17 protein-coding genes, 4 tRNA genes and 1 pseudogene are annotated in these 18,741 nt (G+C 64.4%); 15 read left to right on the top strand and 7 right to left on the bottom strand.

Features of this window, described 5'->3' with window-relative positions; genetic code table 11:
* Positions 1–64: 64 nt before the first annotated feature.
* A complete protein-coding gene (locus tag G6N32_RS10775; protein WP_115319588.1) occupies positions 65–1,357 on the bottom strand; it encodes a PP2C family protein-serine/threonine phosphatase in 1,293 nt (430 codons plus the stop codon).
* Positions 1,358–1,476: 119 nt separating this feature from the next.
* Between G6N32_RS10775 and G6N32_RS10770 the strand changes: the two genes are divergently transcribed.
* The 5 genes from G6N32_RS10770 to G6N32_RS10750 all read left to right on the top strand — a co-directional run bounded on the left by G6N32_RS10770 (position 1,477) and on the right by G6N32_RS10750 (position 5,925).
* Positions 1,477–2,832 (top strand): cytochrome P450, encoded by a 1,356-nt coding sequence (locus G6N32_RS10770; RefSeq protein WP_115319587.1) that lies wholly within the window; start codon positions 1,477–1,479, stop codon positions 2,830–2,832.
* A gap of 191 nt (positions 2,833–3,023) precedes the next feature.
* Positions 3,024–3,395, top strand: coding sequence for a DUF6319 family protein (locus G6N32_RS10765; protein ID WP_410432629.1), 372 nt, complete (start codon positions 3,024–3,026; stop codon positions 3,393–3,395).
* Positions 3,396–3,488: 93 nt separating this feature from the next.
* Positions 3,489–3,773, top strand: coding sequence for a hypothetical protein (locus G6N32_RS10760; protein WP_410432626.1), 285 nt, complete (start codon positions 3,489–3,491; stop codon positions 3,771–3,773).
* Between the two features lie 264 nt (positions 3,774–4,037).
* On the top strand, positions 4,038–5,291 hold the full coding sequence (locus G6N32_RS10755; RefSeq protein ID WP_115319586.1) for a cytochrome P450: 1,254 nt from the start codon (positions 4,038–4,040) through the stop codon (positions 5,289–5,291).
* On the top strand, positions 5,284–5,925 hold the full coding sequence (locus G6N32_RS10750) for a TetR/AcrR family transcriptional regulator (protein ID WP_115319585.1): 642 nt from the start codon (positions 5,284–5,286) through the stop codon (positions 5,923–5,925). Before G6N32_RS10755 ends, G6N32_RS10750 begins: the two co-directional genes overlap by 8 nt.
* Before the next feature lie 11 nt (positions 5,926–5,936).
* On the opposite strand, the gene G6N32_RS10745 is transcribed toward G6N32_RS10750, so the two are convergent.
* Positions 5,937–8,483, bottom strand: coding sequence for an excinuclease ABC subunit UvrA (locus tag G6N32_RS10745; RefSeq protein WP_115319584.1), 2,547 nt, complete (start codon positions 8,481–8,483; stop codon positions 5,937–5,939).
* A 170-nt stretch (positions 8,484–8,653) separates the two neighbouring features.
* Here G6N32_RS10745 and G6N32_RS10740 point away from each other — a divergent pair, with 170 nt between their 5' ends.
* Both G6N32_RS10740 and G6N32_RS10735 read left to right on the top strand, forming a co-directional pair.
* The gene (locus G6N32_RS10740) at positions 8,654–9,466 is read left to right on the top strand and encodes an RsiV family protein (protein ID WP_115321070.1); all 813 of its coding nucleotides are present in this window, start codon (positions 8,654–8,656) and stop codon (positions 9,464–9,466) included.
* Positions 9,467–9,537: 71 nt separating this feature from the next.
* Positions 9,538–9,936, top strand: coding sequence for a nitroreductase family deazaflavin-dependent oxidoreductase (locus G6N32_RS10735; protein WP_115319583.1), 399 nt, complete (start codon positions 9,538–9,540; stop codon positions 9,934–9,936).
* Between the two features lie 91 nt (positions 9,937–10,027).
* Here the strand turns inward: G6N32_RS10735 and G6N32_RS10730 are convergent.
* Positions 10,028–10,099 (bottom strand) — tRNA-Val (locus G6N32_RS10730).
* A 175-nt stretch (positions 10,100–10,274) separates the two neighbouring features.
* Here G6N32_RS10730 and G6N32_RS10725 point away from each other — a divergent pair.
* The 7 genes from G6N32_RS10725 (at position 10,275) to G6N32_RS10695 (ending at position 14,635) form a co-directional block, all read left to right on the top strand.
* A tRNA-Gly gene (locus G6N32_RS10725) sits at positions 10,275–10,347 on the top strand.
* A 30-nt stretch (positions 10,348–10,377) separates the two neighbouring features.
* Positions 10,378–10,451: transfer RNA gene (locus tag G6N32_RS10720), tRNA-Cys, on the top strand.
* A gap of 13 nt (positions 10,452–10,464) precedes the next feature.
* Positions 10,465–10,539, top strand: a tRNA-Val gene (locus tag G6N32_RS10715).
* Between the two features lie 502 nt (positions 10,540–11,041).
* A complete protein-coding gene (locus G6N32_RS10710) occupies positions 11,042–11,578 on the top strand; it encodes a C40 family peptidase (RefSeq protein WP_147292012.1) in 537 nt (178 codons plus the stop codon).
* Between the two features lie 44 nt (positions 11,579–11,622).
* On the top strand, positions 11,623–12,603 hold the full coding sequence (locus tag G6N32_RS10705) for a trypsin-like serine peptidase (RefSeq protein ID WP_115319581.1): 981 nt from the start codon (positions 11,623–11,625) through the stop codon (positions 12,601–12,603).
* Positions 12,604–12,645: 42 nt separating this feature from the next.
* Positions 12,646–13,668 (top strand): alpha/beta hydrolase family protein, encoded by a 1,023-nt coding sequence (locus G6N32_RS10700; protein ID WP_147292011.1) that lies wholly within the window; start codon positions 12,646–12,648, stop codon positions 13,666–13,668.
* A 55-nt stretch (positions 13,669–13,723) separates the two neighbouring features.
* The gene (locus G6N32_RS10695) at positions 13,724–14,635 is read left to right on the top strand and encodes a hypothetical protein (protein ID WP_147292010.1); all 912 of its coding nucleotides are present in this window, start codon (positions 13,724–13,726) and stop codon (positions 14,633–14,635) included.
* A 67-nt stretch (positions 14,636–14,702) separates the two neighbouring features.
* Here G6N32_RS10695 and G6N32_RS10690 read toward each other — a convergent pair whose 3' ends face one another.
* Positions 14,703–15,212, bottom strand: coding sequence for an Rv2253 family sensor-like surface protein (locus G6N32_RS10690; protein WP_115319578.1), 510 nt, complete (start codon positions 15,210–15,212; stop codon positions 14,703–14,705).
* Positions 15,213–15,296: 84 nt separating this feature from the next.
* On the opposite strand from G6N32_RS10690, the pseudogene G6N32_RS10685 reads away from it, so the two are divergent.
* Positions 15,297–15,470 (top strand): annotated as a pseudogene (locus G6N32_RS10685) (cytochrome P450); the annotation flags it as partial.
* Between the two features lie 590 nt (positions 15,471–16,060).
* Here G6N32_RS10685 and G6N32_RS10680 read toward each other — a convergent pair.
* The 3 genes from G6N32_RS10680 to G6N32_RS10670 are packed head-to-tail and all read right to left on the bottom strand — an operon-like array spanning position 16,061 to position 18,691.
* Positions 16,061–16,354 carry an EF-Tu/IF-2/RF-3 family GTPase gene (locus G6N32_RS10680; protein WP_115319576.1) on the bottom strand — a complete coding sequence of 98 codons (294 nt, stop codon included), beginning with the start codon at positions 16,352–16,354 and terminating at the stop codon, positions 16,061–16,063.
* 4 nt (positions 16,355–16,358) lie between these two features.
* Positions 16,359–16,850 (bottom strand): hypothetical protein, encoded by a 492-nt coding sequence (locus G6N32_RS10675; protein ID WP_115319575.1) that lies wholly within the window; start codon positions 16,848–16,850, stop codon positions 16,359–16,361.
* 2 nt (positions 16,851–16,852) lie between these two features.
* Entirely contained in the window at positions 16,853–18,691 is a 1,839-nt protein-coding gene (locus G6N32_RS10670; RefSeq protein WP_115319574.1) for an AMP-dependent synthetase/ligase, read from the bottom strand.
* Positions 18,692–18,741: the final 50 nt, after the last annotated feature.

Genomic DNA, 18,741 nt, shown 5'->3' with positions numbered 1-18,741 from the left:
TTGCGTCGATCTGCTTACGACGCGTTGTCTTCGCCCAAAATCCTACCGGGCCGACCGTGCCAGGCTAACGCACCGCGCCATCGGATGCGTCAATGACGGTCAACGCCAGGAACGCCACGTCGTCGTCGGGCCGCAGTACAGCGACCAATTCCGCCAACTCGGCCACCAGCTGGGTCGCCGGCAGTGCGACCCGCTCAGCCAGAAAAAGCCGCAACGCCGATTCACCGAAGGTGGTGTGCCCGTCGGGCCGGGCCTCCACGATCCCGTCGGTATAGAGGAGCAGGGTTTGGCCCGGCCCCAGCAACGTCTCGCACGCGTCGAACGTCGCGTCTGCGACGGCACCGATCAACATTCCACCGGATGAGCGAACCGGACGGATCGATCCACTGTCGCGATCCAGCAGCAGGGCGGGCAGGTGTCCCCCGGTCGCCAGGGTGATCCGGAAGCCGTCGGCTTCGGGCCGTAGCTTGCCGGACAAGACTGTGCAAAATCGACGTTCTCCCGCATCGGCGATCAGCGCCGCATTGAGCTCGTCGAGGCCGTCGGTCGGGTCGTCGTAGTGCAGAGCCGCCGCACGCAGGGTGTGGCGGACCAGTGCGGTGACCGCCGCCGCGGGCGCGCCATGCCCCTCGACATCACCGAGAAAGAAGGCCCACTCGTCACGAGCCACGCCGAACACGTCGTAGAAGTCGCCGCCCACCCGGCCGGAGGCGGCCGGGTGATAGTGCGCGGCCATCGACAGACCGGGGATCGAAGGCAGCGCAGACGGCAGCAGTGCGCGTTGCAGCACCGAGGCGTACTCCTGGGCGGTGTCGCGCAGTTCGCGTTCGGCACGCACGGTCGTCAGCGCCGAGAGTCGCAGCTCGAGAGCCTTCATCACGATCGCGGCGAGGTCTTCCAGGGTGGCCAGCTGGTCGTCGGTGACGTCACCCGGCTCGGAGTCGAGAACACTGACCGTTCCCAGCTGATGCCCGTCGTCGGTCGTCACGGGCGCGGCAGCATAGAATCGGATCCCGAATTCGCCTGCGACGCTGGGGTTTCGGGATACGTACGGATCGGCGAGGGTATCGCGAACCACATAGGTCCGGTGGTCGCCGATCGCCAGGCTGGACAGCCCGGCATCGCGCGGGATCTCGGTAAGGCCCTCCACGCCGTACGCCGCTTTGAACCAGATCCTGTCCTCGTCGACGAAGGTGATTGACGCCATGGGCTTGTCCAACGAGCGGGCAGCCACGCGGGCGATGCGGTCGAACGCCGCGTCGGGTGCGGTGTCAAGAATCGCGTAACGACGCAGGGCCCGCAGTCGTTCGGCTTCCGCGTCTGCGCTGCTGCGTGAACTGAAATCAGTGGTCACCATGGGCTTTCGGCCGTCCGGCTAGTTGACGTACCAACCCTACGCGTGTCGGCCACGTCGCGCCGACCGCGGGTTTTCGCTATATCGGGGACTCGAGACAACTGTCTTCCTATACTGGACTCATGTCTAATAAGACGGCGTCGACGCTGCCGCCAGGTCCTGCGCTTCCACCCGTGGTCCAAGCCATGCTGATGTTGCGCTACTGGCCGCGATTCGTCTCGGCGTGCCGGCGCCGCTACGGCCACACGTTCACCCTGCGGATCGCCGGGATGGGCACTCTGGTGTACCTCGACGATCCGGCCGATATCAAGCAGGTGTTCGCCGGCGATCCCGCGATTTACCATGCGGGCGAGGCGAACTCGATGCTGTCTGGCCTGCTGGGGCCGGCCTCGGTACTCGTCGTCGACGACGAGGTACACCGCGACCGTCGGCGGCTGATGCTGGAACCGTTCCACCGCGACGCGGTGGCGCGCCAGACCAAGGTGATGGCCGAGATCGCGGCGGCCAACATCGCCGACTGGCCGGTGGGCACTGCGTTCCCGGTGGCCCCGAAGATGTCTCAGATAACGCTCGAAGTGATCATGCGGCTGGTGATCGGCGCCAGTGATCCGGCCCGGCTGGCCGCTCTGCGCGAGGTCCTCCCGCGATTGTTGAACCTGTCGGCGTTCGAGTTGCTGGCCATCGGGACGCCCAGCCTGCAGCAGCGGCTGCCGTGGCGTGGGGTGCGCCGCCGCATCGAGGAAGCCGACCGGCTGCTGTACGCCGAGATCGCGGACTGCCGTGCCGACCCCGACCTGGCCGTCCGAACCGACGCGCTGGCCATGCTGGTGCGCGCTGCCGATCAGGCAGGCCGGTCGATGACCGACGCGGAGTTGCGCGACCAGCTGATGACCTTGCTCGTCGCGGGGCACGACACCACTGCGACCGGGCTGGCCTGGGCCTTGGAGCGGTTGAGCCGCCATCCCGCGGCGCTGGCCAAAGCGGTGCGGGCCGCCGAGACGGGTGACGACGAGTACCTGGACGCGGTGGCCAAGGAGACGCTGCGTAGCCGACCGGTGGTCTTCGATGTCGGCCGGATCCTGACGCAGCCCGTAGAGATCGCCGGGCATCTGTTGCCCGCCGGTGTGATGGTTGCACCCGGAGTGGGACTGGTGCATTCCGACGACCGGATCTATCCGGACGCCGACCGCTTCGACCCCGATCGGATGATCGGGGCGACGCTGAGCCCGACGACATGGCTGCCGTTCGGTGGCGGGGCCCGCAGGTGCCTGGGTGCGACGTTCGCGATGGCCGAAATGCGGGTGGTCCTGCGTGAGGTGCTGCAGCGGGTGGAGCTGGCGACGACGTCGGAACGCGGTGAACGGCAGCGGGTCAAGCACGTCATTCTCACGCCCGAGCAGGGTGCCCGGATCACGGTGACCGGACGGCGAACACCCCACACTCGCGTCGGTCACGAAAACACGGCAGCAACAACGTAATTCGCCGATCAGTCGACCATCCTGCCCGGCGACATGCCCCGCGGATCGCTTTGCCATTCATCGAACGTATGTTCTACTGGTGGCACTTGCAAGCCGCTGCGAATGTTGTTCAGGAGGAACTCGACGTGACCACGACTCTAGACACCCAGGCAACCGAAGCACCGTCTGCCCACGCTGACATGCCCGAGGTGTTGCTTCGCCCGATCGACACGACGCCGGCCGAGACCTCGGTGGCGCCCGCGCCATCCGAGTCCACCGAGCCCGCAAAAGCGCCGGCCAAAAAAGCCGGGAAGAAGACCAAGACGCTCGAACTCACCCTCACGGTCACCGGTACGGCCGACGGCGAGTGGCGAGCCGAGCTCAAGCGCGGCACCACGTACGTGGCCCGCAATCTCGCCGTCGCGGCCGCCGCTGTGTCCCGGGCGGCCAAGGAACTGCATCAGGATCTGGCGACGCCGATCGACGAGGTCATCGAGGAGGCGCGCTCTGAGCAGGCCGCCAGGGTCGCCGCACTCGAGGCGGAACTGGAAGCCGCTCGCCAGGCGCTTGCCGATCTCGACTGACACCGCGACGGGCAGGTGAAGCCGGCGTCCGGGTTTCAAATCGGGCAAATCTGTGAATTATCTGCGTGCTGTTCCCAACGAGAGAGGTTCCCAGTGAAGCGAATCGTGTACCCCGTCCTTGCGGCATCGGCGGCGGCAGCCGTCCTGAGCGGCTGCTCGGCCTCGGAGGTGGTGAACACCGGCGGCGACACCAAGTGCAAGGACTTCCTCACTCAAGACGAGAAGAAGCAGAACGACGAAGTCAGCAAGATGCTCAAGGACAAGAGCGGGCAGGACCCGGCGAACCTGGAGATCACTGCCACCAAGACGTCGGTCACGGTGTACTGCCAGACGCTTGGCAAGGAAGACACCAAGATTTCTGAGGCGCCGCACGGCTAATCGAGTTTGCCGGCCTACGGGTCGACGCCACGGATGGGGTTCGCCAGATTGGCGGACCCCATTCTTGTGCTGCGCCCAGGTGGAGCCGGTACGCGCCGCGATGCCTGCGACACGGACATTTCAGCAAGACGCGTATGACGCTAGAACTCCGGTATGCACCTTCAACTGGCACTATGTGCGCCCACATTGACGTCCGGGAGCGGTGGTCATACGCTTTCGGTATATCTGTCCGAGCGTCCGGTGCGATGGGAAGTTGGAGCCTCGATGTCCGTGAACAGCACTGCCCCCAATGTGTTCGACGCTGGCCTGCCCACGTTCAGTTACGAGCTGGACGCCACGCCCGACGACATCTTCGATGATCTTCGGGCTGCACAATCCCGTGCGCCGATTGCCATCGGGCCCCTCGGCCCGGAAATCCTGTCTTACGAGCTGACCCGTGAAATACTGCGCGACAACCGATTCCGTCTACCTCCCGGCATTACACTCGCAGCGCAGGGCATCACGTCAGGTCCGTTGTTCGACAAGCTGGCGACCAGCCTCCTGGGGCTGAACGGCGCACCGCACGTGAGGTTGCGCAAACTGGTGTCCAAGGCGTTCACACCTCGCGCCACGTCACGTCTTACCGACACGATTCACGATGTGGTCAACGGTCTGATCGATCGGGTGATGGACGCCGGCCGCTGTGATGTCGTGACCGACATCGCACGGCCCTACCCCACTCCGATCATGTGCGCGCTGATAGGTGCGCCGTCAGAGGACTGGCAGCTGTTCTCGGATTGGACCGAGCAGATCTTCAAGGCCTTCAACTTCCAGCCAGATGCCAACTTCGACGAGTCTGAGATCATGCGCGCGTGGGGCGAACTCGACGCCTACGTCGACGACATGGTCGCTGCCCGCCGAACCAATCTGACCGACGACCTGCTCTCCGAGCTCATCCGCGCCGAAAGCGACGGCGATCGTCTGAATCTCGACGAGCTCCGCGGACTGGTGGCCGGCTTTCTGATGGCGGGGACCGACACGACGCGAAACCAATTGGCTGCGTCGGTGCAGGTGCTCTGCGAGCATCCCGATCAGTGGGCGAGACTGGGTGAACAACCTGAGCTTGCGATGCAGGCGGTCGAGGAGAGCATGCGCCACTCGCCTGCGGCCTGCATCGTGCCCCGGGCCGCCGTCGAGGATGCCGAATTCGGCGGCTATCTGTTCCCGGCGGGGACCTTCGTGTTCGCCAATACCTTTGTGGCCAATCGTGATCCGGCGATCTACGACGACGCCGACCGGTTCGACATCTCACGCAAGGATGTCCCGGCGATTCTGACCTTCGGCGGCGGGGCGCACTACTGCCTCGGGGCCAATCTGGCGCGCCGGGAGTTGGCCGAAGCACTCGTCGTCCTCACCCGCCGTCTGCCCGCACCCCACCGCGCCGGTCCGGCCCCGTGGAAATCCGTCCTCGGAATGACTGGCCCGACAACACTTCCCATCGAGTTCGACGTCGACATGTTGGCGACAACGAATGCGTAGCCGAGGTTGGGCAGGCGTGACGCCCGCCTCGGACGAGGAGGCGATCGCCCGGATACTGGACGCCGTGGACCAGGTGGTCGCCGAGAACGGTTCAGTGATACGCATTGCCGACGTGGCCCGCACGCTCGGGGTCACGCGTCAGACGGTGTACCGCTACTTCCCCAACGGCGATGCGCTACTCATGGCCAGTGCAATGCGTGCGGTCGACGGGTTCATCGACCAGGTGATCCAGCACGCCAGCGGGCTCAAAGACCCGGTGACTGCGATCGTCGAAAGCTTGTCGTTCGGCATCGAGAAGCTCGCCGGCGATCCACAGCTGGAGAACCTGCTAACGCAGCGCCATGACGGTGAAGCCGTCACGTCACTGACGTCGCAGACCGCAACCACATTCTGTCTGTCGGTGTTCCGCCGCCTCGATGTGGATTGGGCCCTGCACGGCTACGACAGCACCGCATTGGCCGAACTCGCCGAAATGACGCTTCGCACCGTGCAATCCATCCTGATCGATCCTGGCCAACGGCCGCTGCAAGGAATCGAACTGCGGCGCTTCATTACTCGATGGCTCGGTCCGGCGATTATCTATCCGCGGATGGCGGCACTGGTATCTACCGAAACAAGCCAGCCACCCCGGTAGGGCGGACCTCTTCATCTCGTAGCCGATGGCGCCAGTCGCTTCGCCAGAAACGGTGCCGTGCGGCTGTCTGGCGCACGCGCCACGTCCTCGGGCGGGCCCGCCGCGACGACCCGACCGCCGGAGCTGCCGGCTCCCGGTCCTAAGTCGATCACCCAGTCCGCCCCTGCGACCATCCGCATATCGTGTTCGGCCACCACAACGGTATTGCCGGCGTCGACCAGGCGGTGCAGTTGGCGGTCAAGCAGATCCACATCGGCGGGGTGCAGGCCGGTGGTCGGCTCATCGAGCACGTACAGAGTGTGCCCTCGCCGGGGTCGCTGCAGTTCGGAGGCGAGTTTGATCCGCTGCGCCTCGCCACCGGACAGCTCGGTCGCAGGCTGTCCGAGTCGGAGATACCCCAGGCCGACCTCTCGCAGGGTGGTCAGGCTCCGCGCGGCGCTCGCCACGTCGGCCAAGAACTCCGATGCCTCGTCGACGGTCATCGCGAGCACGTCGGCGATGGTCCGGTCGCGATAGCGCACGTCGAGTGTCTCATCGGAGTAGCGCGCGCCCTTGCATGCCGGGCAGGTGGCGTACGTGCCTGGCAGGAACAACAATTCAACGGATACGAATCCCTCCCCCTGGCAGGTGGAGCAGCGACCTTCAGCCACGTTGAACGAGAACCTGCCTGCCGTCCACCCGCGGCGACGGGCCTTCGGAGTCGCGGCGAACTCGCGGCGGACGGCATCGAACAAGCCGGTGTAGGTCGCCAGCGTCGAGCGCGGCGTGCGTCCGATCGGGCGCTGGTCGACCGATACCAGCCTGCTGATCTCTTCGACACCCACTGCTGTCACGCCGATGCTCGCATCATGATCGAGATCGACTATGCCACTATCAGTTTCGTCGTCGATGGGTTCTGCGGGCTCGGCGGCGTGTGCCGCGCCGAGGTGGCTGCGCACGACATCGCCGAGAACTTTGACGACGAGCGTCGACTTGCCCGATCCGGACACTCCGGTGACGGCGGAGTACACGCCGAGCGGCACATCGACGTCGAGGTCTTTCAGATTGTGGAACCGGATCCCGCGCAGCCGCAGCCACTCGGACGGCGTGCGCAGCGGTCGAGACTGCCGCGCGGCCCCTTCGAAGAGGTACCTACGGGTGACCGACTTCTCGACCTGGGCCAGGCCCGGCACCGGCCCGCTGTACAGCACGTCGCCGCCGCACTCCCCGGCCCCGGGCCCCACGTCGACGATCCAAGCGGCGCGGCTGACGACGTCCATGTCGTGTTCGACGACGAAGAGAGAATTGCCCGCGCGGCGAAGCCGATCGAGGACGTCGAGGAGCGGTTCGACGTCGGCGGGATGCAGGCCGGCCGAGGGTTCGTCAAGCACATAGAGCACGCCGAACAAGCCGGCACGCAACTGAGTGGCCAGCCGCAGTCGCTGCAGTTCGCCCGGCGACACCGTCGGGGTGCGGCGAGCAAGGGTGAGATAACCGAGGCCGAGATCAATGAGTACCTGCAGGCGTGCGACGAGGTCGGCGGCAATCATCGTCGCCACTTCGGTCAGTTCACCGGAGTTCGTCGACTCGTACGCGGCTGCGGCATCGGTCCGAGAAGCTGTCGGACGCAATGTTTCCGCGAGATCGGTCAACGGCATCGCCATGTAGTCGGCAATGGTGCGTCCGGCGAACGTCACCTGCAACGCCTCCGGTCGCAGCCCGGAACCGCCGCACAACGGGCACTCGATGCTGTCGACGAACTGCAATACGCGGCGGCGCATCATCGCGCTCTGCGAGTTGGCCAGCGTATGGCGGACGTGCCGTTCGGCGCTGGAAAAGGTGCCGTTGTAGTAGTAGTCGGCCTGCACGGGATGTTGGCTCGGATCGATCTCCACCGTGGGCTGTTCGTCGGTGAACAGAATCCAATGGCGTTGGCGCTTTGGAAGTTTCTTCCACGGCTTGTCGATGTCGTATCCCAGCGTGACGAGGATGTCGCGCAGGTTCTGCCCCTGCCAGGCGCCTGGCCATGCGGCGACCGCGCCTTCCCGGATGGTCAGTGACGGGTCGGGTACCAGCGTCTCTTCGGTGACCCGGTGGATTCGTCCCAACCCGTGGCAGTCCGGGCATGCTCCGACGGCTGTGTTCGGTGAGAACGCATCGGAGTCCAATCGTTCAGTCGCCCCGGGCGGGTAGGTTCCGGCTCGGGAGAACAACATTCGGAGCAGGTTCGACAAGGTGGTGACGGTGCCGACCGTCGACCGCGATGTCGCCGAGCCCCGGCGCTGCTGCAGTGCGACCGCAGGGGGTAGCCCGGTGATGTCATCGACTTTGGGTGCACCGGTGGGCAATAGCAGCCGGCGCGCGTAGGGCGCGACCGATTCGAAGTAGCGGCGCTGAGCTTCGGCATAGATGGTGCCGAAGGCCAGGGACGACTTGCCGGACCCGGAGATGCCCGTGAACGCGACCAGAGCGTCGCGCGGTGCTGCGACGTCGACACCCCGCAGGTTGTGGACCCGAGTCCCGTAGACCCGCACGCACGGGTCGATGCCGTCCGCGCTGGGAAAGGACGATTCAGTCATGGTGCCCTCACGAGTACCCCTGTTTGTGGTGGCGCAACGTGCCTTCGCGTCACCCGCGCAAACGCCTCAACTAGGCTATACAGCGCCGATGCCGTCGGGGGCGCTTTGCTGGCGTGGTGACGATGATCGTTGGTCGCGGCGTGCGCCGCGTGTGCCTGGAGGTTTTTCCCATGCGTTCTTTCAGCGCGGCAGTGGTTCTCTCAGTTGCCGCTGTGTCCTTTTCTTCCGGACTGGCGGCCGCCGCCCCGAAGGATTACTGCGCCGACCTCAAAGGCGGCAATACCGGCAGTACCTGCGAGATCCAGCTCTCCGACCCCTCGTACAGCGTCGACATCAGCATCCCGCTGGACTACCCGGACCAGAAGTCAGTCGCCGACTACATCTCCCAGACGCGCGACGCGTTCCTCAATACGGCCAAGTCCGGCGCGCCCAGCGGCACGCCCGCCACGTTGAGCATCAAGCCGACGGAGTACAACTCAGCGGTTCCCCCGCGCGGCACGCAGGCCGTGGTGTTCACCGTGACCCAGAACGTCGGCGGCGGGGCCTCCCAGACGACGTACAAGGCGTTCAACTGGGACCAGAGCTATCGCAAGGCGATCCTGTACACGGCCGCACCCGACGACAAGCAGAACACCCCGTTGTGGCGGGTGGACGATCCGCTGAAGACCGTCGCGCCCATCGTCGCGTCCGAACTGCAGCAGCAGCTCGCGCCACCGCCGCCGCCACCGGCAGCGCCGACCACGCAACCCGGGCAGCCGGTGACGACCACACCGACCAGCACGTCGTCCACCACCCCGCCACCCCCGCCGCCGCCGTTGGCGTTCGTGCCAGGAGCGCTCTACAACTCGGCCAACTATCAGAATTTCGCAGTGGTCAACGACGGCGTGATCTTCTTCTTCGATCAGGGATCGGTGTTGCCCGCCTCAGCCGGCGCCCTGCATGTTCTGGTGCCCCGGTCTGCGATCGACCCGATGATCGCCTAACTCACTGCGCTGGTGCCCCTTGGGCGCGAAGCTGTGTCGAGAGCCAGCCATCGTGTGAGGGAAGGACTTTCATGCGAGTACCGCGCGCTGTCGCTCACTTCAATCGCCACGTCACCAATCGAGTGGCTCAGTCGATCACCCCATGGCTCCCGGGGCTGGGAACCCTCGAGCATGTCGGACGCAAGTCCGGTACGCGATACCGAACGCCGCTGTTGGTTTTCCCGACCCGAGACGGCGTCGTCGTTCTCATCGGCTACGGGCTTGAATCGGACTGGTTGAAGAATGTCATGGCCGGCGGCCCGACAGCGCTGCGCAAGCGGAACAAAGCTGTGCCGTTGGCTGACCCGCGGATCTGCCGCAAGGCTGAGGCGGCGAACCTCGTCACACCGGGTTTCCGGCCGTTCTATCGGCTGTTCCCCTACAACGAGGCGGCATTGGTGTTGACGAGGAGTGCAAGCACGTCGCCCTGAAGGGCGCCGTGGCAGGCGATCGGTGTCCACCGGTGAAACCGGCTCTCAAGGCCGACGTCCAACCGCCGTGGACTGATGAAATGTTGTGAAGTGGTCCCGGCTGGTATCGAACCAGCGACCTTCCGCGTGTGAGGCGGACGCTCTCCCACTGAGCTACGAGACCCGGTGCGCGCACACCATGAAAATGGTGCCCGATTCGCCGAGGAGGAACATTATCACGGCACACCCGTCCGGCCGGAATGCGCTCGTCGAGGCGCTGCGGCGAGGGGATTTGTGCCGGTTCGCCTACGTCGACTAGTGTCTTCCTTCGCAGCGGGCGACGATCTCGTCCGAAGCGCGCGGATGTAGCGCAGTTGGTAGCGCATCACCTTGCCAAGGTGAGGGTCGCGGGTTCGAATCCCGTCATCCGCTCGAAGGTGCAAGTGCGGCATCAGACCCAACGGTGGAGTGGCCGAGTGGTGAGGCAACGGCCTGCAAAGCCGTGCACACGGGTTCGATTCCCGTCTCCACCTCCAAGAGTTTCGACCCGCGCGATTAGCTCAGCGGGAGAGCGCTTCCCTGACACGGAAGAGGTCACTGGTTCAATCCCAGTATCGCGCACCAGAGTTTATGCAGGTCAATGCCGGTAAAGCGAAAGCTTTCGACGTCAACCTACTGATCCGCGGGAGTGCTTCAGTCGACCGCGCATCCACACGCTTCAGCTGGTCATCGCAGCCGAAGTCATGTGGCCGGACGCCGGTCGCCGGTCGCCACCCTTTCGTCGCAACCACGCACCTAGACAGTGACGACCGTGGTGTCCTCGCCGCGGGAACACAGCCGACATGGGTGCGGGGAACCGCGCCGAGCACCCGGCAGATGCGGACGCACCCTGGCGAGCGCGCACCTCGACTACGTAGATGGTTCTCCGGCCTCCTCAGCAAAGTCGAGTAGCGCGCTACTCGATAGGTCGGGTACGGCTCGCCGTAGGTTCGCGTCAGGCCAGATCAGCGATCGTATGCGAGACCGAACTCGCTCGGACCATTGCTCGCCGACCTGGCCCCGAACTGCCAATCGACGGGGGTAAACCATGGCCAGTTTGCTTGTGAGCGAGGACTATTCCGGAAGGGTGGCGATGCCACCACCAGGCTTCGATGTCGATTCCATCGCCTCGCGCGTGGGACTCGATCCAGCTGAGACACACGATGACAACGTGCTCGAGATCGCCGCGTCAGCACCATCCGGTCATTCACCGATAGGTCTTCGGATGGTCGAGATCGCGACAGGGCAAATAGGCGTGTGCGAAACCGCCAATAACGGCGGCATTCCCCTCACCCGATATGTCCATCCGTTCGCACCGGGGTCTCCCGGCGTTCCGTGGTGCGCCTTCTTCGTCTCCTGGTGCTATCTCCAGACGACGGGCAGCCGGCCGCCGTGGAACAACCCCGGCTGGGTGCAGTCGATCTACGCGTGGGCGGCCAACAACCGACGCCTCGTCGGGACACCACTGCGTGGCGACATGTTCGGACTCGGCGGCAATCACATCGGACTCGTCGCTCGCTCTCTGCGCGATCGGATCATCACCGTGGAGGGCAACACCTCCACCGGCTGCGTGCGGTCTAATGAGCGCCCCTTGACGGGGTTGTGGTTCGGCCGACCTAAGTGACAACCCCCATAACCATCGCAGCATTGCCCCCGAAGGAGGCTCTCATGGTCAGTGCGCCGCAACTCGATCAGCGCCGAGCAAGGATCATCGTCCCCACGTCCGTCGACTTCGTGAAGCAAGTAACGCGCGACCGCCAGGGCAACTACCGAACGGCGACAACATGCAAGAAGCGTGAGCACCTCAAAGCCAAGGGTGTGCCGATGCCCGCGCAGGCCACAGACCGACAGGTCAACACCGCGATCGAGCGCATCATCGACGGTGATGATCTGAAGCCCATCTCCTGGCTGACCAAGGCCCGAACCGCAGCCGCGGCGGTGGGCCTGATCTCGATGGAAGTGGATGGAAAGGAGGCCAGCGCCACGGGCTTCATGATTTCACCGTGCCTGATGATGACCAATCATCACGTGCTGCACACAGCCGAGGAAGCAAGCGACCCGTCGGTGAACTTCACGTTCGGCCACGAAAAGAGCTCCGACAACAGACCTTTGGTCGGTGAAGAGACGATTTCGCTGGACGCTGCGGCGTTCTTTGTGTCGAGCGAGGAACTCGACTACACGATCGTCGGAGTGGGTCGCACCACCGACCGACAGCTACCCGGGGATAAGTATGGGCGACTCCCCCTGATCAAAGCGTCGAGCAAAGCTCTGCCGGGAAGCGCGCTGAACATCATTCAGCATCCCGGCGGTAACTACAAGCAGATCGCGTTCCGCAACAATCTGATGACCGACGCGGAAACTCCGAACCTATTGGTGTATCTCGCCGATACGACTCCCGGCTCGTCCGGCTCACCGGTGCTCGACGACGACTTCGACCTCGTCGCGCTGCACCACGGCAGCCGAGACTTCACTGATGATCATGGCAACAAGATCGATCTCAACGGCGACCCGGTAACGGCGGAAACTCCCGAGGCACTGCGCTATTGGGTAGCAAATGAGGGGATACGTATCTCTGCGATCGTCGCCGATCTCGCACGCCGGCAGATGTCGCCCCAACAACGCGCCTTGATCTCCGCCGCCATTCTCTGAACTCCCGCCCCCACCGCCCGACTAACGAGAGCAGGTTCCACCATGAGTACAAAACTCGTCATGATCCATGGCCGCAACCAGGCCAGTGATCAGCAGACAGCTGACGACCCCGCCAAATTGGCGGCCTACGTCGACAACAAAAAGCGCCAATTCCTGGCCGGTCTTGCGAAGGGATTGGTCCTCGCAAACCGCCCTCCCATAGTGGAGACCGAGGTGATCTTCCCCTTCTACGGCAATGTATTCCGTGACTCCATCGCCGATTACGAGCGCAGCGGCGGCATTCCGCCCCACCTGGAGGCAGCAGATCCTGCTACCGAACTCGAGGTGAATACCGGTGGCGACCAGGACCAGATTCGCGCGCTGTCTACTCTGCAGGCGAACCTGTTGCAGGACATGGCGGGTCATCTGGACTACGACGCCGTGCGCGAGCTCCGTTACCAAGGCGGCAGCGCGGACGAGCTGGCCGTGTCCGACGTACTTGGGGTCCCCTTCGTGACTGGGGCCTTGCAGTTCCTGAGCCGCAAGACGGGAGTCCCAGCCGCGATCATCCGCAACCACCTGGCAGACGTCGCCTACTACATCGGCATGGAATCAATGCGCAACAAGGTCCTTGATGTCGTCCGACGAGAAATCCTCTCGCACACCTCGGCCGACGACGACCTGGTAGTGATCGCACACAGTCTCGGTAGCGTCGTCGCCTACGACCTGCTCGCAGACCAGGACAACGCCTTGGGCGATCGTCGAGTGAAACTATTCGTCACTGTCGGCAGTCCGCTGGGGTTGAAGCTGGTAAAAGCCCGTCTTCACGGTAGACAACCAGCAGTGCCCGCCGGTGCACCACTCAAGGTCATCGAAAGCAATGCCCGCTGGCTCAACGGCTACGACGTGCTGGACATCGTTGCCTTGATTCATCCACTCGCCCCGGAGTTCAAGGGCACAGACCGACTTTCCGACGAGCGGACCTACAACCCAACGGGCCCCCACGCGATCATCGACTACCTAGCCGATCCAGACATCGCCGCGCCGATCAGCGACCATATGGCCATTCTCGAACAGGTCGGCTGAAGCCGAGCACCAAAGAGAATCTTCCGGCGCAGCGGCATGAAGGAAGAAGGCCAACGTGATACAAGGCATCAGCGGGGTTGCCACACGAGACCCGCATGAATTTTTGGCAGAACAGGCGCAGGCGGTGGCGGCCCGTTGGTCCAAACAATGTGACGACCTGCGTGCCAGTGCAACTGCCTGGGGCAAAGGTGTTCTCACAGTAGGAACTGTGATCATCGGCGGCTTCGGTTTATCGAGCGTGACCGGAATCTTTCCCATCGATGGCCACTTGGCCTGGCTCTACGCCTCACTCGCGCTGGCATCGATTCTTATGATGGCGGTCGCCGCTATTTGGCTGTCGCGCCGGCTATCCCGGGCTAGCCGGACGATCGTGATGTCGGCAGACCTAGAGGTGATGCGGGCACGGCGGGACAAGAACGACGAGTCCGCTCTTCCGCACGTGAAGCACCTCGACGACAACTCCTTCACCGAAGCTGAACTTGAGACGATAGCCGCGGTGTACGACGTTTTCGCCGAGCTCAACAGACCGAATTCCCTTCCTTTGGAACAGAAGTACACGCTGAAGGACTACCTGCAGATCGCGCTGGATATCGAGCGCAAAGCGGAAAGCGCGGACCCCGACATACAAGCTGTCGGCCAGCGGCGTCTTCCTCGCGCCGCTCAAATTCGTGCCGAGGTCTACGCGACTCAGGCAAAAGCCATGGCCCACGTCATCCGGATGCGTGTGAATGAGGCGACCAGCGGCGGCGGGACGATCGCCGCCATGCTCTTGTTCGTTGCGTCGCTGGTGACGGTGGTCATGTTCGCCAGCTTCGCCAGCGACACTCGCAGCACTCACAACAACTCAATCGAGCACGTGAGGCAGTGCGCCGAAGCGGCCAAGGCCTACCGCGAAGCGCAGGATCCGAGACTTCTGAATCTGCCCGAAAGCTGCTTGAAACCTACAAGACTTTTAGCTTTGCCGTAGAGGCCGTCGAGGCGGATCGGGCTAGAACCCCGTCCACATCGAGTACGAGCAGCGGATGTCTCGCCGACTACGCGCGCTCAGCCGTCATGTTCATCTCGACAGTGCCCTGGCACGCGCCGCTCGAGATGTCGGTGTGCATCGTGCCCGACAGCGATCCGTCGGCCTGAGGCGTGTACCGCACCTCGGCGTGCGCCGGGTTCCACTGGATCGTCTCGTCGGGCATCAGGCACTGCCACTGAAAGTCGCTGGCCTGCGCCCACGATGACCCATCCCAGGTGAACTGAACGGGCTGAGGGACCGTCGGGTTACTCGGCGGCGGACCACTGATGATCGTCGCGGTGCACTTTCCGTTCGCGCAGTTCGATTGGAAGCCATAGGTTTCGGTGTGCTGTTGTTCGGGCTGCCCGGCGGCCATGCTCGTTCCGGCCTTGGGGCCGACGATGAACGTGATCGCGTACTCACCGTTCCACGACGCCGAGTCGGCTGCAGCAATCGGGACGAGCCAGAACGCCATCGCGGCCGGCGCGACGCACAACCCGGCGAAGGCGCTCAAGCTGCGAAGATCGGTGTGAGCCATCGCTGAATACTAAAGCCGAGGCAAACAAGACCAGTAGTCTTAAAAAATCGTCCGCGCGCCGGCGGTCAGCCGTACGCTCCCTCCATGACCGCCGCCGCCCGGCTGCCATTTCGTCAGAGCCACCCGCTGCGCTCCCCCGACGATCTCCTCGCGCTGCAGGGCGCCGGACCGATCCACAAAGTTCTGACCGCCGTCGGTGACGAGGCATGGCTGGTCACCGGCTACTCACTCGTGCGCAGCCTCATGGACAACCCGCGGGCTTGTTGAACTACCGGTGACGTGGGGATAAAGCCCCGCGATCGATCCTGCGGGAACGCTTCCTCATCCCTGTGACACTGCTGTCCAGCGCACACTTATCGGTGCCGATCGGCTACGTTCCGCGCTATGCGGGGGTCGAATAAGGTCATCAGAAAATTGAAGCGGCGGACCAGCGTCGCCGGGGTGATCGTTGCGGGCGCGACGGTCGTCGTCGCGGCGATTGCGATCGCCGCGGTCTTCTTTTACAAGCCGGCTCCGCCCCCCGACTTTCACAGCGTCTCGTCCACCTCGCAGACGACCCCCGCCCCACCCGGGCCGGCCCTCATGCCGGTCACGGCCACTACCTCACCGAAGCACTGACGCCCGACCACACTCTTACTGAATCGTCAATATTTCTGTCGATCTCGGACGCCGACCACCGCCGGTGTCGTACATTTCTGACGAGGTTGAGAACACAGCCGACCGGTCGGGGCCCGGTAGCGCAATCACACCGCAGTCCGACCGTCACAAGCGGGTCTCCAGGGGTGGGCTACACGAAGTGGCCACCCCCTTGGGCCACCGGCCCCCCGCCCCTGGGGACCACTTGGCCCCTACAAGCGAACGTCGACGCCGTCCGAGGCCGCGCCGGCCGCCCCGATGGTGAGCACATCGCCCGGTGAGAGATCACTGCGGCCGAGCCCGGAGAACAGCAGCCCGACGTTATCGCCGGTCACCGCCTCGTTCACCGTCTTGCGAAAGCTCTCGATCGCGTCGACTCGAACCGTGCGAGCGTCGTTGATCCGTATCTCGTCACCAGCCGAGACCTGACCCAGCTCCACGCGGCCTGTGGCGACCAGTCCACGGCCCTTGATGGCGAACACGTCCTGCACCGTCAGCCGAAACATGGACCTACCTCAGCCCCGGCGGCAGATCCTCGGACCACAGACAATCACCGTTCATCGTGATGGTGAACAGCTTCGGTAACACCTCCAAGTGCAGAGGTTGGCCCGCCTCACCGGGCGAATGCACCACGGGCGCAAGTTCTCCCGGACCGATCACGGTCACCTGATCGGCGCTGCACACCGCGGAAGGGGCCAGCGGCGCCGCGGTCCACTGCCCCGAGCGCAGGTTGGGGTTACGGAATCCCTGACCGTGCAGGGTGATTCCGGCGCCGTAGCTCAGCCAGCGACTGGCCGGGTCGAATGGGCCGAGCACCGGGACCCACGTGCCCGACGCCTGGCAGACGAGAAAATCACCGACCTCCGGCAGCCGGGTCATCACGTCGGCCAGCTCAGCCGGACACAGCGCGCCGGCCTGCGGTGCCGGAGTGTCAGCCCGCGCGGGCGCCACGCCGACCGTCAACGCGGCCGTGGCGGCCAGCATCACGCCGCAGCGCCACACGGTCAGCCGTATAGCTCGTCGATGTTGTCGTGGAAGTTCTCCACGACCGCCTTGCGCTTGAGCTTCAGGCTGGGCGTCAAATCGCCTGCCTCGACCGTTAGTTCGCGATCAATAATGGCGAAGCGTTTGACCTGTTCCCACCGGTTCAGGTGCTTGTTGAGGGTTTCCACGTACCCCTCGACCATTTCCCTGGTCTTCTCGTCACGGGCGACTTCCTCGAAGGACTTGCCTTCCATGCCGTTGCGATCCGCCCACTCCCTGATGGCCTCCGCATCGAGACTCACCAGTGCGACGCAGTACGGCTTGCCCTCGCCGTAGATGATGATCTCGCTGGCGAATGGGCAGATACCCTTGAACGCCGCCGAAATCGCCGAGGGCGCAACATATTTGCCCTGCGACGTCTTGAACATGTCCTTCTTGCGGTCGGTGATCCGCAGATAACCCTCGGCGTCGAGCTCACCGATGTCGCCGGTATGGAACCAGCCGTCGGGGTCGATGGCCTCTGCGGTCGCCTCGGGCAGGTCGTGGTAGCCGCTCATCACACCCGGCCCCTTGAGCAGCACCTCACCGTCGGAGGCGATCTTCACATCGGTGTAGGGCAACGTCCAGCCCACCGTCCCAAACCGGTAGGCATGCAGACGATTCAGCGAGGACGCCGCGGACGTCTCGGTCAGCCCGTAGCCCTCCAGCACAATGGCCCCGACGGCGTCGAACCACTGCGCGATGTCGCGGTCCAGTGCCGCAGATCCGGAGATGAAGAACCGTAGGCGCCCACCGAAACGCTGCCGGATCGTGTTGAACACCAGCTTGTCGGCGAGTTTGTGTTGCAACGCCAGCAGCGGTCCGACCCGGTGCCCGGCCTGCCGGGCACGCGAAACCTGCAGACCCACATCGCTGGCCCAGTCGAAGAGCCGTTTCTTGACGCCACCCTCTTCGGCCATCGTCTCGGTGATCCGGCCGTGCACCTTCTCGAAGATCCGCGGTACCGCGCCCATGAACGTCGGCTTGATGATCGCCAGGTTCTCGACGATTTTGTCCACCCGGCCGTCAATGACGGTGGGGAAACCCATCACCAGCGGCATGGCCAGCATCACCTTGCCGAACGAGTGCGCCAGCGGAAGCCACAGATAGTTGAGGTCCTTGTCGGACAACACCTGCAGTGAATCGAGCGCAGCGGCGGTGTAGGTCCATGCCTCGTGGTGCAGGCGCACGCCTTTCGGCTTCCCGGTGGTTCCGGAGGTGTAGATCAGGGTGGCCAGCTGCTCGGGCGGGATCGCGTCGATCCGCTCGGTCACCGCGGTCGGATTGTCGGCCAGTAGTTGTTTGCCCAGCTGCTCGAGCTCGTCGAGGGTGATCACCCAGTCGTCGTCGCTCGTGCCGTCGATGATCACCACCTTCTCGACGGCGGGCAGATCCGCGCGGTTGGCGGTCAGCTTGTCGACCTGAGACTGGTTCTCCGCTACCACAACGCGGCTGCCGGAGTTGGCGACGATGAACGCGGTGTCCTCGGCGTTCGTACTCGGATAGACCGTCGTCGTGGCCGCGCCCGCGGACAGAATGCCGAAGTCGACGACCACCCACTCATAGCGGGTGCCGGCCGCCAGTGCCACCCGGTCCTCGGGATTGATGCCGAGGGCGATCAGCCCCGCGGCGATCAGCTCGACGCGTTCACCGACCTGCGCCCAGGTGACACTGGTCCACCCGTCGTTATCGGGATAACGGAACGCCTCAGCGTTGGGGGTGGCCGCGACGCGATCCAGAAACATCCGCGGCACCGACGGCGCCCGGTTGTCGATTTTGCTCACGTCGGGCCGCTCGTCGGACTTGCGCGGGCCTGCCATGGCGCGAGTTTATGTCGCGGCGCGCCGCCCGTGGCGAAATCGGGCAGCCC

This window comes from Mycolicibacterium aichiense, from assembly GCF_010726245.1.
GTDB classification, from domain to species: Bacteria; Actinomycetota; Actinomycetes; order Mycobacteriales; family Mycobacteriaceae; genus Mycobacterium; species Mycobacterium aichiense.
This window is presented reverse-complemented; position numbering and strand designations above follow the sequence as displayed.